Source organism: Pseudomonas sp. (assembly GCF_030147005.1).
GTDB lineage: Bacteria > Pseudomonadota > Gammaproteobacteria > Pseudomonadales > Pseudomonadaceae > Aquipseudomonas.
The window spans coordinates 1-13,466 of record NZ_JASLAW010000249.1 but is presented as its reverse complement, the minus strand read 5'-3'; the positions used below and the strand labels follow the sequence as shown (position 1 = coordinate 13,466).

The window sequence follows — 13,466 nt, the reverse complement described above, 5'->3', positions numbered from 1 at the left end:
TCGGATCTAACGGTGACTAAGTGAGATTAAGTATTCCAACTGGTATTCCGGCCAAAAACAAGAACAGAAAATATCTTTATAAATCAATAAGCTGCTGAACCAATTCAACTTACCCCGGCCCACCAATTCGAAGCATCAACAAAACCCGCCTAGTGCGGGTTTTGTTGTTTCTGGGGTTTAAAAGACCTGGCAGGCAAGCCTTCGGAAATTTCCCGCAAGAAGTCGCGCCTTCGATGAACTCCCCCTTCACTCCCCCACCCCGCTAATCTCTCCCAGTCGCTGCAAAATCAGCGACCGGGTTTAGCAGCTCGGTTAATATCAAGGCCTGCAGAGCCACCCTCCATTCAAGCGATGCTTTTAGCATCCGCTGGATTGCGTTATGGCGGCTGTGCGTGGGGCACCTTCGGGTGCGCTGGGTTCCTTGATTCCTGGTCTGCTAACCCGCGTACAGTCGCCACCCTTTCGTTTAGCAGCGATGTCTGGCGACTCCACTAATCAAGGAGTTTCAGTCATGAAAAAGATCACCCCCAATCCCCCAACAACTCTTTTCACCCTCGCCCCAGGCATCCCCGCCGAAACCCTGCTGGTGCAAGCCAGTGAAACCCTCGCCTCGCTGAATGTCATGACCACCGATCTGGCCTTTGAACTGGAAGGCTCACACCGCCACAAGCTGCTGGCGGCTCAGCAACTGGTCGTGCTGGGTGAGTTGTTGCTGGAGCGGATGCTGGATACTCAGGCATTCACTGCACAAATACCCTGCGAGCATCCATAGAAACGTCCCTGTCAGTTGAACTGATAAGAACGATCAATCCGTACCTGCGGCGAGCTTGCCTGCCTCGCCACAGGGCGGAATCGAAACTTGACTGACCATCCCGTTCATCGAAGTGGAGACTTCACCCGCCCCTGCGCCGCCCCATAAAAACCGTCAGTTATAAGTCATAGACCCCGTCGATCAGCCAGTTGCTAATAGTGATTAGACGCAGGCGTGAAACAACTTTAGCCTCGCGTTAGATAACGCGCCCATTGAAGCGCCAGGGTTATGCGCCCAACGCCGCCGCCGAGGTTTCTCATGACCGATCAAATCTTGATGGATAGCTTTTCGCGCCGGGTCGACTACCTCAGGATGTCCGTCACCGACCGTTGCGATTTCCGCTGTGTGTATTGCATGGCCGAAGACATGGAGTTCTTGCCGCGCCAGCAGATTCTGTCGCTGGAGGAGCTGTATCAACTGGCACAAAGTTTCGTCGCGCTGGGCACTCGGAAAATCCGCCTGACCGGCGGCGAGCCCTTGGTTCGTCAGGGCGTGTTGGAGCTGTGCCAACGCATTGCCGCGCTCCCCGGTCTGCGCGAGTTGTGCATGACCACCAACGGCTCGCAATTAGGCAAGCTCGCCGCGCCGTTGTTCGATGCAGGGCTCAAGCGCTTGAATATCAGCCTCGACAGCCTGGACCCAAAACGCTTTCGTGAGCTGACGCGTACCGGTGACCTGGCCAAGGTGATCGCCGGTATCGATGCAGCGAACGCTGCGGGCTTTGAGCACACCAAGCTCAATTGCGTGGTGATGAAAGGTCGCAACGACCATGAGATCAACGACCTTGTGGCCTTCGCCATCGATCGCGGCCTGGATATATCCTTTATCGAAGAAATGCCACTGGGCGTGATCAGCGAACACAGCCGTGCCGAGGCGTTCTATTCCAGTGCGCAGGTGCGCGAGCGTATCGCCGAACGCTACACCCTGATCGACTCTGCGGAATCGACCCAGGGGCCTTCGCGCTACTGGCGTCTGGCTGAGGCGCCGCATATTCGCCTGGGCTTTATTTCACCCCACAGTCACAACTTCTGCGGCACCTGCAACCGTGTGCGCCTGACCGTTGAAGGCCGGTTGCTGCTGTGCCTGGGCAACGAGCATTCGGTCGACCTCAAGGCGGTGCTGCGGCGCTATCCGGGCGAACCGAAACGCCTGGAGAGTGCCATTGTCGAGTCGATGAAACTCAAGCCCTATCGGCACAACTTCACCCTCGACGATGAGGTGCAGGTGGTGCGCTTCATGAACATGACGGGCGGCTAGCCCTAGCCGATCCGTTAAGCACTCGAGCGGACAGCGAGTAACCCGTGGTGAGGAAGCTTGCTCCCGCCGGACTGCTAGCAGTCCCATTTTCCGGGGCCGCTTCACGGCCCAACGGGAGCAAGCTCCCTCACCACCGTAGAGCGATCAAACAACGCACCCGGCGTTACCCTCATGGCGTTTTCCGGCAGGCCACTGTCAAATCGATTGCCATCAGGCCAAAGCGCTCGAACAATGACTGTCTAATCGTTACAGCTGACTAAGCTGTCGAGCGTTTCTATAATTGTTGATTCAGCGTTGATTACCTCTTCAATTCAGTTGATTGGACACTCTGCTCCGACAGTGAGATCGTCTGGCCGGCTTGTTCGCTGTGTACCGCAGGCTTCAGCCACTTGCGCCGATGATGACCGCTCACTCACTCCCTGGCAGGTGCCTTGATGGACATAAAGCAACTCAAATTCCTGATCGCGCTGGAGCAGACCCGCCACTTCGGCCAGGCGGCTGCGCGCTGCCATATCACCCAGCCGACGTTGTCGATGCGCTTGCGCAATCTGGAGGATGAGCTGGGCCTGGAGTTGGTCACCCGCGGTCAGCGTTTCGAAGGTTTTACCGAGGCCGGTGAGCGTGTGCTGGCGTGGGCCAGAACCTTGCTCGCCGCCCATGACGGGTTGTTCGCCGAAGCGGCGGCGTGTCGCGGCCAGTTGGTGGGTAACTTGCGGCTGGGCCTGGTGCCGCTCAGCGGGTTCAACCCGATCAGCTACATCCAGAGCCTGTCCCAGGCCTTCCCGGAACTCAAATTCAGCCTGACGTCCATGAGCTCGGACAACATCATTGAAGCGCTGGGCACCAACCAATTGGATTTGGGCGTGTGTTACCTGGACCACGTAAACCCCAATTACCTGGATTTTTTCGAACTGGGCGAGACCCGCGTCGGCCTGCTGTACGACACGCGTCACTTCCATTTCGAAGGCAGCGAAATGAGCTGGGAAGACGCCGCGCAATTGCCCCTGGGGATGATCAGCACGGGCATGCACTATCGAAAGTCCATTGACCTGAGCTTCCGCAGCCGCGGCCTCGACCCTCAGCCCATACTCGAAAGCGATTCCACGTATCAGCTGTTCCAGGCGATCCACGAAGGCTTTTGCTGCGCGATCATGCCGTTGGACAGCGGGCTGGAAAGCCCGATCGAAAACCTCGCATTCATCAACCTGCCGGACGCCAGCGTGCTCGCGCCACTGGGCATGGTGATGCGCAAGACCGAACCGCGCTCGGCCATTGCTGAGAAGTGTTTTGCGCAAGCCAGACAATTGTTTGCTACCAAGGGCTCGGCTTAGGCGCAAATTAAGCAGAATCCGTTCACGAACCGTTAAGAAACCCCTCCCTATACTAGCCGGCAGCCACGGCCGCTCCCCCGAGCGGTCCCCTGCCCGGTAGCCACTTGATGACGCGTCCTGTTCCCCTGCTGTTCCTGCTCGTTGGTCTGCTGTTTTTCTTCGCCCTTGGCAACCATGAACTGCAAGGTTCCACCGAGGCCCGCGTCTCCGGGATTGCCATGGCCATGCACCTGGACAATGACTGGGTGGTGCCGCGTCTGTTTCGTGAGCCTTTCCTGGAGAAACCGCCATTGAGCCTTTGGCTGGATGCCGGGGCAATCCGCGTGTTTGGCACGAGCACCGGGGCCGTGCGCCTGGCGTCGGCCTTTGCCGGGTTGTTCAGCGTGATGTTGCTCTACGGGATGTTGCGCCGGTTTGGGCGGCCTACAACATTGGCGTTCAGCGCCGCGTTGATCCTGGCGACCATGGCCAGCTATTGGGGCAATGTGCGCGGGGTGGGTGAGGATTCGCTGCTCAGCCTGGGCGTGACCGCAGCGTTGCTGGGGTTCTACCAGGCGGTGCGCCCCGAATCCGAGCGCCGGGACTCCAGCGCCTGGGCATGGCCGTTGTTTACGGCGGGGATGGTCATCGCCACGTTGAGCAAAGGTGTGCTGGGCCTGGCGATGCCGGGGATTGTGATTTTTGTCTACTTGGCCAGCACCAGCCTGATGGATAAACGCCTGCGCGTCGGCGACTGGCTCAAGCCGGCGCTGTTCACGCTGCTGGCATTGGTGCCGCTGCTGATCTGGTTGGGGTTTCTGTTTCAGCGCGGCGGCCTGCAGGCCGTCGGCGAAGTGCTGTGGACCAACAGTGTCGGGCGCTTCAGCGGCTCGTTTGTGGAAGCGGGGCATTACGAGCCGTTCTACTACTACCTCGCCAAACTGCCTGAGGCCTTCCTGCCGTGGAATATCCTGGTGTACCTGGGCTTGTGGCACTTTCGTAAAAGCCTGGTGCGCAACCGCTACCGCCTGTTTTTCAGCGTGTGGCTGGTGGCGCAGTTCACCCTGCTGACGCTGGCTTCGAGCAAACGCACCGTCTATTTGATGGCGCTGACCCCGGCCGCCGCCGTGCTGGCTGCGGAATATGCGCGGGTGCTGCTGGAATGGGTCAAAGCACGCAAACCGGCACTCTACAGCTATCACCGGCAGATCATCAGCGGTGTATTCACACTGGCCATCGCCTGCTACCTCAGCGCCGCTTTCTGGTTCGCGCCCAAAGCCGATGTGCGCCAGTCATTCGTGCCCGTGATCAGCCAGCTGCAGACGCTGCAGGACGAAGGTAAAGAAGTGGCGCTGTTCCAACCCAATGAGCGGATCGCCAGCGCCAGTGTGTTCTATCTGCGGGGCTATTTGCCGATTCTGCAGACCGAGCCCCAGTTGCAGGCCTTTCTCAGCGCCAAACCCGGCAACGTCGCGTTGCTGGATCATACCGATCGGTTAAATCAGAAAGTAACCGTGATCAAGCAAATGACGATTAACCGCCAACCCTACTATTTCGTCGAGCAGTAAGGCCGGCGTGCGTCATCAATGCTTGGTCAGCTTGTCCAGGTAACCCATGGCAAACGCCGAGACCACGAAGGTCATGTGGATGATCACGTACCACATCAGGTGCTGCGGATCGACGTTCTTGGCGTCCATGAAGATGCGCAGCAGGTGGATGGAGGAAATCGCCACAATGGAGGCCGCCACTTTCATCTTCAGCGACGAAGAGTCCATGGTGCCCAGCCAGTTGAGCTTTTCCTTGTTTTCGTCGATATCCAGCTGCGAGACGAAGTTCTCATAGCCGGAAATCATCACCATCACCAGCAGGCCACCGACCAGGGCCATGTCGATCAACGACAGCAGCAGCAGGATCACCTCCGATTCCAGCAAAGTGAAAATATTGGGAATCACATGAATGATTTCCTGGAAAAACTTGATCGCCAGGATCAACAGGCCCAGGGAAAGTCCCAGGTAGATCGGTGCCAGCAGCCAGCGCGCGGCATACATCGTGTTTTCGATAAAACGTTCCATTGAATCTCACACAGCTTGGCTAAAAATGGCGTCGAGTATACCAGTGGCTGCCCGGCACCTGTCACCGCGAGAAAACTGACCTAAAAGTGGCATCTGTAAGAGAATTTTTCTGCTAGTGTCGAGGCCATCAACTCGGCTCGATGATGTCGGACAGGAAAACTCAGATAATGGATGTGCGATCCCCTTTGGCCACTCTAGGCCTGTGCGCGGCGTTGCTGATGGCCAGCGGCTGCTCCCCCAAAGAAGAGCAGCAGCAAGCCACCCTCGAAGAGAAAACCACGAAGTTCGAACAGTCTCTGGACAGCATCCAGGACCCCAAGCTACGCGACGCCATCGCCGACCTTGGCGGCTCGCTGCTGCTGCTGGAACGTGCGCGCATCAAGCTCGCCGCCAAGCCCATCGAAGCCGAATACGGCGAAGACACGTTGGCCGTGCTCAAGCACTACCCCACGCCCCAAGCCTTGGTGGACACTTATATCAATGGCCTGTTCGTGTTGCGCAGAACCTCCCATTCCGACTACCTGACGGATTTGCAGCCGGTCTTCCCGTTTACGTTCAACGCCCCCGATCCATTTCCCTTCCCCCATGGTCTGGAATGGCAGTCGGTGACCTTGAGCAACAACAAAGTCATTCCCTTCCAGCCGGAATGGTCGGAAACCGATCCCGGCATCCAGCTCAGCCCGAGCAGCTCCAACCTGACCAACCCCGACGACCTGACGGTCACCTACCCGTTCATCGAGGGCATCGAGACGGAAAACAAGAGCCAGCCGCAGCCCGTCAGCCTTAAAGGCACGATTGAAGTCGCCGCGCCGGGCAGCGTGTTGACCTTCGACCTGTCGAAAAAGGACATCGGGCACCCACGCATCGAGGGCAATATCACCCTCAACCTGTTGTCGCTCGACAAGAATTACGCCGAACTCGAACTGACCAACAGCCAGCCTCTGGCCGCAGAGCTGGGCGACGACTCGCCAAACCCTCTGCTGGTTCAGGCACGGGACGGCACCGGGCAATTTCTCACCCGCGCCGGCTCGATCAACGAAAATGCCGCGCAAGTGGCGTTCTATGAGAAGCAGTTGGCGCAAATGCAAAAGCAGACGGCGTGGTCCGAAGCGTTCGAAAAACAGCTCATCGACGCGCAAAAAGCGTTCGAACACAAACAGAACAGCCATTACGCCAAGGTGTATTTCAACGGTGTGATCGACACCCTGCAGGTCAATGTACTGGACTATTCCAAGGCAACAGTGACGCGCAAGGCCCTGGACCTGCCCGTGATGCGCTTCGACAAAAACAGCCTGCAACAAACCGTGCAACCCTTGCCGATGCCGGTCACGGTGTATGACGACGCTGCCGCCAGTTGGCTGAAAGGCGCCTCGATGACCGAAGAACAATTGAAAAGCAGTGTCACCATCAGCCAATCGACCGAAGATGCCAGTGCCGCGAAAATCGTATTCGACCACCCTTTCACCTTCAACGATGACTTGGTCGGCGCCGAGCGTAACAACAGCGCCGCGCCGATTACCTTTTTCACGGCAGACGACAAAGGCGCGCGCGGCAAACCCATCGAGTTGCCGACCGAGGCCTACGAGCTGAACGCGGCAAGCGGCACGTTGACCTATGACCTCAACCTGTTCCCGGAAACCCCGGCGTTTGTGGTGGGCTCGGTGCCATTGTTCCTGGCCACCATCGAAAAGGCCTCGATTGACATCACCCAACTGCCCAAGGGGCTGTCGCTCAAGGACAACGCGCTGATCGTCGATCAGCAAGCGTTTCCCTCCGACAGCTGGCGCTTCTACGCCAAAGACAGCAGCGGTAACTACCTCAAGGAAATTCTCGGCGTGAGCCACCGCGCCGAGGAATACGGTACGGCAATGTTCGACGTGCATTATTTCTACGGCCAGCCGAGCGCCCTGGAAAGCTACCAGCGCACCGACCTCGACACCGTGCAATATGGCTTCGAGGTCAAGCTGGACAAGCCGGAAAGCAAATAGCCCGCGATCACAGCGCCAATTGCTCCCGGCCTCCATTGAGTTGGCGCAGATGGGCTTGCAGGTGCAGGCACCAGATTTGCGGCTCGTCCAACTGCTCGTAGCCATGCAGGGTCAGGCTATCGACGATGGAGCCCAATATGGTTTCTGCCACGAATGGCCCGTGAAACGGGCCTTGAGACTTGACCGTGGAAGGCTGTTCGCCCGACATGCCGGCGGCAAACAGTAACGTCCACAGGCCATTTTCCCCGGCGAGGGGGCGAATGGAACATTCGATACGGGTTTCCAGGCCCAGGCACTGGCGGGTAAGGCAAAGGTTGCGCGGCATGGCGGCGACCCTCGGTAGATCGGCGTTCAGCCCCAACGCAAAGGCGAGGCCGTTTCTATCCTGCGACTCCTGTGGATATCCCTGTTACTGAGAATAGAAGAAAAACGCGACACACCAGGGTTGTAGAGACCAACGGACGTTGGACCCAGAGCGGAAGTCAATTTCGTGGCAGGTTTAACATTCCCAGATAAACCCTGTGTAGCATCCTGGATGGTGCCGCCAAGGTGCACAGCGCTCGGCCCCGGGAATGTGGAAGCGAGCAATGCCAGTCAGTTAAGCGCTAGAGCGGGCCACCGTTGACCTGTGGCGAGGGAGCTTGCTCCCGCTGGGCCGCGAAGCGGCCCCAGAAAATGGGACTGCTACGCAGTCCAACGGAAGCAAGCACCCTCGCCACGGTAAAGCGCTCCTCCTTGACTGACTGGCATCAGGGCTTGCCCGCTCCCACATGTTGATCCCGTTTGACTCCGGAATTCAGCTCGGCTTGGCCTCAGCCAACGCCTGCTGCGCCAGCTCTTTCTCTGCCTCCTTCAAGTCTTCCTCGCTGATCATTTCCGCAATCGCGCGCAAACGCTCCACCACGCGGGCATTGACCGTGCCTTCCGGGAACTGCCCCTCGGCGTCCGGTTCACCGGCATCCTCGCCTACCAGCAGGCTCAACGCCTCATCTGCCTGGCGTACCGCATAAATATGGAATTGCCCGGCGCGCACGGCCTGCAATACCTTCTCGTCGAGCATCAGCGTGGCCACGTTGGCCTTGGGGATGATCGCGCCCTGCTCACCGGTTAAACCGCGGGCTTCGCACAGGCGGAAGAAGCCTTCGATCTTCTCGTTGACCCCGCCTACCGCCTGCACTTCGCCAAACTGGTTGATCGAGCCGGTGATGGCAAAGCACTGCTTGAGCGGCGTCTTCGACAAGGCCGAGATCAACGTGCAGGCCTCGCCCAGGGAAGCGCTGTCGCCGTCCACGTAACCGTAGGATTGCTCCAGCGCGATGCTCGCCGAGATCGCCAGCGGGAATTCCTGAGCATAACGGCTGCCCAGGTAACCGGTGAGGATCATGACGCCCTTGGAGTGAATCGGCTGGCCGAGGTTAACTTCACGTTCGATGTCGACGATACCGCTGCCGCCGGGATACACCGTGGCGGAAATCCGCGCCGGTACGCCAAACGCCGAATCACCGACCTCCAGCACCGTCAGCCCGTTGCACTTGCCGACGGCGGCACCGGCGGTGTCGATCAGGATCACCCCGGCGAGCATGTCGTCGAGAATCCGCGCCGACACGCGACCGGTGCGCGTGGCCTTGGCCTTGAGTGCGCGCTCGATATGCCCGGCATCGGTCATCTCGTCGCCCGCCAAGTGACGGATGAAGTCCGCCTCGCTGACCAACTGGAACAAGTCGCCAATGCGCGCCGACAACCGGCCCTGATGCTCCGCCAGACGTGCGCTGTAAGTCGCCAGCCGCGCCACCGCATCGGATGTCAGCGGCGCCATGCCTTCTTCCGAGGTGCGGGTTTTGAGCAACTGGGCGAACTGCTCCAGGCTCTCGTCGACCATCGGGATGTCTTCGTCGAAGTCCACCAATACCCGGAACATTTCCTGGAAGTCCGGATCGGCGTCCTGCAGCGCGTAGTACAGCTGGCGCGAACCGATGATGATCACCTTGACCTGCAAAGGGATCATTTGCGGGTTGAGGGTCACCGTGGCCAAGCGGCCGAGTTCGCCCAGAGGCGACTCCATCTTCAGCTTGCGCGATTGCAGGGAACGCTTGAGCGCATCCCACACAAACGGCTCGCTGAGCATTTTTTCGGCTTCAAGAATCAGGAAACCGCCATTGGCGCGGTGCAGGGCGCCCGGACGCAGTTGGCGATACGTGGTGTAGAGCGCGCCCTGATCAGTGCTGTATTCGATACGGCCGAACAGGTTGTCGTAGGTTGGATGCGGTTCAAACACGACCGGTGCGCCACCGTTGACGGAATGACCCACCACCAGGCTTGGGCAGTACTGCTCTTCCAGCAGCTTGCGCGCCTGGGCGTCGGTCTTGGCGTCGTCGACCAATTGCTCGACCACGGTTTTCAGCAAGTACACCTGCATGGCTTGCAGGTAACCGCAGACGGCGGCGTTTTCCGCGTACTTTTCCGACAGCGGTGCGAGCAAAGGCTGCAAGGCCAGTGTGATGGTTTCTTCGTTGAACTGGCGCAGTTGGTTGTTTGACTCACGCTTCCATTGCGGCAGGCTCGCCAACTCTTCGTTGAGGCGCTCTTCCAGCTCGGAAATATCCGTGTGGAAACGCTCGCGGTCGGCTTCCGGCAGCTGCGAAAATTCAGCCTCGTCCAGGGCCTTGCCCTCGAGCATCGGGGTAAAGGCGATGTTGGAACTGTCGCGGTACAGCGCCACGTCTTTTTCCAGGGCCAGACGCTCGATCACGTCCAGGGCCTTGTCATAACGCTGGTTGAACGCCCGGTCGATGGCGCTTTTGCGCTGTTGATAAGTCGGGTGTTCGAACACCGCCGGGAATGTCGCCACCAGGTTGTCGACCAGCCCGTTGATGTCGGCGATGAACGCCGCGGCCGCGCCGCCTGGCAACTCCAGGGCACGCGGTTCGCGCGGCTCATCGAAGTTATTCACATAGACCCAGTCCGACGGGGTTTGCAGGCGTTTGCCTTCGGCTTTCAGGTAACGTTTGACGAATGAAAAGCGACCGGTACCCGGCTCGCCCATGACAAATACGTTGTAACCGGGACGCGGCATCGCCACGCCGAATTGCAATGCTTCAACCGCGCGCTCCTGGCCAAGCACACCGCGAAAGGGCTCCAAATCATTGGTGGTCGAGAAGCTGAACTGTTCAGCGGAGAAAGGGCGAGTCAGCGCTTCGGGCGCTAGACGCAAGCTGGCAGCAACAGGATCAGGCATCGGGCTTCCTTACATCGGGCGGGGCAGATGGGGCATTCTGGCTCTCGGTTGCGCGCTCTGGCAAGGTGCGCTTTTGGGAAAGCATAGACACGGTGCGCGTCCCACAAAAAAAATGGTTCACGACTGAATGTTTTATAAAAAACCACGGAACCCCTGGAACGTGCCTAAACTCCAAACTGCGCGGGTCGGACTAATAACTGGCCCCTAGGGTGCTGCAAAGCGCCTGAACCCTTGTCCATTGGTTTGCACACAAAGAGAACAAAGCTATGAAACGGATCCTTCTTGGTACTCTCTTCACCGTCGTATCCCTCAATGCAATGGCAGAAGCGCCAGGTGGCCCGAACTGCGGTTGGGGCAACATGTTGTTCGAAGGCCAGCGCGGTACTCCGGCTCACTTCCTGGCTTCCACCACCAACGGCACCTCGGGCAACGCCACCTTCGGCATGACCTCGGGCACCAACGGTTGCAGCACCAACAGCGCCCTGAGCTACGGCGGCAAGTCGTGGATTGCCATGAATGGCATGATGAACGAACTGTCCGAAGACATGGCCAAGGGTAACGGCGAAGCGCTGACTACCTACGCTGTGGTACTGGGCGTGGCACCGGAAGATCGCGAGCACTTCGCGGCCGTGACCCACGAGCACTTCCAGCAGATCTTCAGCAAGGCTGACGTAACTGCTGACGACGTGCACAACAACACCATTGCCGTACTGAAAAGTGATACCCGTCTGGCGAAATACGCTACCCAGGCTTAAGCTCGACCTGCCCGCGCCTTTCAAGGCGCGGGTTTTATTTTTTCGACCTGTCCCCCTTGGGTCTTTTTTTCAGTCCGACTTAAGTAGCCCCCATGCTCAAACGCCTCGCTTGCCTGGCTCTCTTCGCCTGCGCCCCGCTGCATGCGGCACCGCACCTCGACGATCAACGTTTGCAGCAACTGGTCAATGACCCTTTCTGGTTATCCCTGGGCCATTACGAAGCCGGCAAGATCAGCGGCTGGCGCAGCTATGTCAGCGACAAGAAATTCTTTCTCGCCGCTGACGGGGCGCATCATCCGGACGCCGAACTCAAGGCCACCGTGGATGCGTTGTACGCACCGGCCAGCCTGGGTGAAAAACACACCCAATGCGTTTATCCCGCACGTACCCGTTGGCTCAAGGACCAGTTGCAACTGACCGACCTGCCCGCCGTGGACTGCAAAGAATTCAAACAGTGGTTCACGGACGTCGCACCCCATAGCGCGGTAATGATTTTCCCGGCGGCGTACCTCAACAGCCCGTCGTCGATGTTCGGCCACACCCTGCTGCGCATCGACCAGGCCGACGTGCAAAGCAATAACACCGCCCTGCTCAGCTACGCGATCAACTTCGGTGCCTATATCGAAGGCTCGGACAACAGCATTCTTTACGCCTGGAAAGGCCTGATGGGCGGCTACCCCGGCCTGTTCGCCCTGGTGCCCTACCAGGAAAAACTCTCCGAATACCGCAGCCTGGAAAACCGTGACCTGTGGGAGTACCGCCTGAACCTCACCGAAGTCGAGACCAAGCGCATGGTCGAGCACGTGTGGGAACTCAAGCAGATCCAGTTCGACTATTTTTTCTTCGATGAAAACTGCTCCTATCGCCTGCTGGAGCTACTGCAAGTGGCGCGCCCTGGCCTGCGCCTGACCGAGCAGTTCCCGCTGACAGCGATCCCCACCGACACGGTCAAGGCGGTAAAAGAGGCAGGCCTGGTCGAGAAGATCGACTACCGCCCCTCCCGCGAGCGCGAGTTGCTGGAGCGCGCCAAGCCGCTGGAGGGTGATGAGCAGCAATGGGTGCTCAAAGTCAGCGACGACCAGAAACAATTGCAGGACCCAGCCTTCAAAGCACTGCCCCGCGACCGCCAGGCGCTGATCATCGATGCCGCCTATCGCCTGGGCCGCTACCGCGCCAATGGCCTGGAACGCGACACCGCACGCTCTCAGCGCAGTTTCGAGCTGTTGCGCGCGATCAATCAGAACCCTGCACCCGACCTGAAAATCACCCCGCCCGGCTTACCGGAAAACGGCCACGAGTCGCGCACCTGGCAGGCCGGCATCGGCACCCGTGGAGACAAAGCCTTCGGCGAATACGGCCTGCGCATGGCCTATCACGACCTCAACGACAACGCCGAAGGCTTCCCCTTGGGCGCACAGATCGAAATTCTGCAGATGAAACTGCGCCAGTACGAAGGCAACCACTGGCAATTGCAGCAACTGGACCTGGCCACCATCCGCTCCCTGACCCCACGCAACGCCCTGTTGCAACCCTGGTCATGGCAAGTCACCGGCGGCCTGGAGCGCGTACCGGGCAAACATGACGACCAAACCCTGGTCGCCCACGTCAATGGCGGCGCCGGCGGCACCTGGCAGCTCTCCGACGACATGCTCGGCTTCGCCCTCGGCACCGTGCGTGTGGAACACAACAATGACTTCAGCGAAGCCATCTCCCCGGCCGCCGGTTTCAACACCGGCGTACTGTGGAAAAACCCCTTGGGGAATCTGAGCCTGGAAGCCAAAGGGGATTTCTTCACCAATGGCGAAGTACGGCGCAGCATCAGCCTGAACCAGCAGTGGGAATTGTCGCGCAACCTGGGCCTGCGCTTGAGCGCCCAGCGCGAATACAGCCACTTGTCGACGCCGGTGAATGAAGTAATGCTCGAAGTGAAGTGGTATCACTACTGACCCAAGCCTGAAAAGATCAGAAATGTGGGAGCGGGCTTGCTCGCGAATGCCGTGTATCAGCCAATCATGCAGTGCCTGACACACCGTTTTTC

General features: G+C 59.0%; 10 protein-coding genes. 7 read left to right on the top strand and 3 right to left on the bottom strand.

Annotation, left to right across the window (positions count from 1 at the left end; genetic code table 11):
* Window positions 1-511: 511 nt before the first annotated feature.
* From Q1V60_RS23745 to Q1V60_RS23730, 4 genes are all read left to right on the top strand, one after another.
* The gene (locus Q1V60_RS23745; protein ID WP_300635383.1) at window positions 512-772 is read left to right on the top strand and encodes a DUF6124 family protein; all 261 of its coding nucleotides are present in this window, start codon (window positions 512-514) and stop codon (window positions 770-772) included.
* Between the two features lie 297 nt (window positions 773-1,069).
* Window positions 1,070-2,068, top strand: a complete 999-nt coding sequence (moaA, locus tag Q1V60_RS23740) for a GTP 3',8-cyclase MoaA (RefSeq protein ID WP_300635381.1) — start codon at window positions 1,070-1,072, stop codon at window positions 2,066-2,068.
* A gap of 434 nt (window positions 2,069-2,502) precedes the next feature.
* The gene (locus tag Q1V60_RS23735) at window positions 2,503-3,399 is read left to right on the top strand and encodes a LysR family transcriptional regulator (RefSeq protein WP_300635379.1); all 897 of its coding nucleotides are present in this window, start codon (window positions 2,503-2,505) and stop codon (window positions 3,397-3,399) included.
* Window positions 3,400-3,506: 107 nt separating this feature from the next.
* On the top strand, window positions 3,507-4,946 hold the full coding sequence (locus Q1V60_RS23730; protein WP_300635377.1) for a glycosyltransferase family 39 protein: 1,440 nt from the start codon (window positions 3,507-3,509) through the stop codon (window positions 4,944-4,946).
* Between the two features lie 15 nt (window positions 4,947-4,961).
* Here the strand turns inward: Q1V60_RS23730 and Q1V60_RS23725 are convergent, their stop codons facing one another.
* The gene (locus tag Q1V60_RS23725) at window positions 4,962-5,450 is read right to left on the bottom strand and encodes a TIGR00645 family protein (RefSeq protein WP_124364470.1); all 489 of its coding nucleotides are present in this window, start codon (window positions 5,448-5,450) and stop codon (window positions 4,962-4,964) included.
* Window positions 5,451-5,617: 167 nt separating this feature from the next.
* On the opposite strand from Q1V60_RS23725, the gene Q1V60_RS23720 reads away from it, so the two are divergent.
* A complete protein-coding gene (locus tag Q1V60_RS23720; RefSeq protein ID WP_300635373.1) occupies window positions 5,618-7,438 on the top strand; it encodes a hypothetical protein in 1,821 nt (606 codons plus the stop codon).
* Between the two features lie 7 nt (window positions 7,439-7,445).
* On the opposite strand, the gene Q1V60_RS23715 is transcribed toward Q1V60_RS23720, so the two are convergent.
* Both Q1V60_RS23715 and Q1V60_RS23710 read right to left on the bottom strand, forming a co-directional pair.
* Window positions 7,446-7,763 carry a hypothetical protein gene (locus tag Q1V60_RS23715; RefSeq protein WP_300635371.1) on the bottom strand — a complete coding sequence of 106 codons (318 nt, stop codon included), beginning with the start codon at window positions 7,761-7,763 and terminating at the stop codon, window positions 7,446-7,448.
* A gap of 471 nt (window positions 7,764-8,234) precedes the next feature.
* Window positions 8,235-10,673: an AAA family ATPase gene (locus Q1V60_RS23710; protein WP_300635369.1), complete on the bottom strand. Its 2,439-nt coding sequence runs from the start codon at window positions 10,671-10,673 to the stop codon at window positions 8,235-8,237.
* Window positions 10,674-10,939: 266 nt separating this feature from the next.
* Here Q1V60_RS23710 and Q1V60_RS23705 point away from each other — a divergent pair, with 266 nt between their 5' ends.
* Window positions 10,940-11,428 (top strand): DUF3015 domain-containing protein, encoded by a 489-nt coding sequence (locus tag Q1V60_RS23705; protein ID WP_300635368.1) that lies wholly within the window; start codon window positions 10,940-10,942, stop codon window positions 11,426-11,428.
* A 92-nt stretch (window positions 11,429-11,520) separates the two neighbouring features.
* On the top strand, window positions 11,521-13,374 hold the full coding sequence (locus tag Q1V60_RS23700; RefSeq protein ID WP_300635367.1) for a DUF4105 domain-containing protein: 1,854 nt from the start codon (window positions 11,521-11,523) through the stop codon (window positions 13,372-13,374).
* Window positions 13,375-13,466: the final 92 nt, after the last annotated feature.

What these genes read in the sequence shown, in the direction of transcription:
- Q1V60_RS23745 (WP_300635383.1), top strand. Translation starts at nt 512, where the DNA reads ATGAAAAAGATCACCCCCAATCCCCCAACAACTCTTTTCACCCTCGCC.
- moaA (WP_300635381.1), top strand. Translation starts at nt 1,070, where the DNA reads ATGACCGATCAAATCTTGATGGATAGCTTTTCGCGCCGGGTCGACTAC.
- Q1V60_RS23735 (WP_300635379.1), top strand. Translation starts at nt 2,503, where the DNA reads ATGGACATAAAGCAACTCAAATTCCTGATCGCGCTGGAGCAGACCCGC.
- Q1V60_RS23730 (WP_300635377.1), top strand. Translation starts at nt 3,507, where the DNA reads ATGACGCGTCCTGTTCCCCTGCTGTTCCTGCTCGTTGGTCTGCTGTTT.
- Q1V60_RS23725 (WP_124364470.1), bottom strand. Translation starts at nt 5,450, where the DNA reads ATGGAACGTTTTATCGAAAACACGATGTATGCCGCGCGCTGGCTGCTG.
- Q1V60_RS23720 (WP_300635373.1), top strand. Translation starts at nt 5,618, where the DNA reads ATGGATGTGCGATCCCCTTTGGCCACTCTAGGCCTGTGCGCGGCGTTG.
- Q1V60_RS23715 (WP_300635371.1), bottom strand. Translation starts at nt 7,763, where the DNA reads ATGCCGCGCAACCTTTGCCTTACCCGCCAGTGCCTGGGCCTGGAAACC.
- Q1V60_RS23710 (WP_300635369.1), bottom strand. Translation starts at nt 10,673, where the DNA reads ATGCCTGATCCTGTTGCTGCCAGCTTGCGTCTAGCGCCCGAAGCGCTG.
- Q1V60_RS23705 (WP_300635368.1), top strand. Translation starts at nt 10,940, where the DNA reads ATGAAACGGATCCTTCTTGGTACTCTCTTCACCGTCGTATCCCTCAAT.
- Q1V60_RS23700 (WP_300635367.1), top strand. Translation starts at nt 11,521, where the DNA reads ATGCTCAAACGCCTCGCTTGCCTGGCTCTCTTCGCCTGCGCCCCGCTG.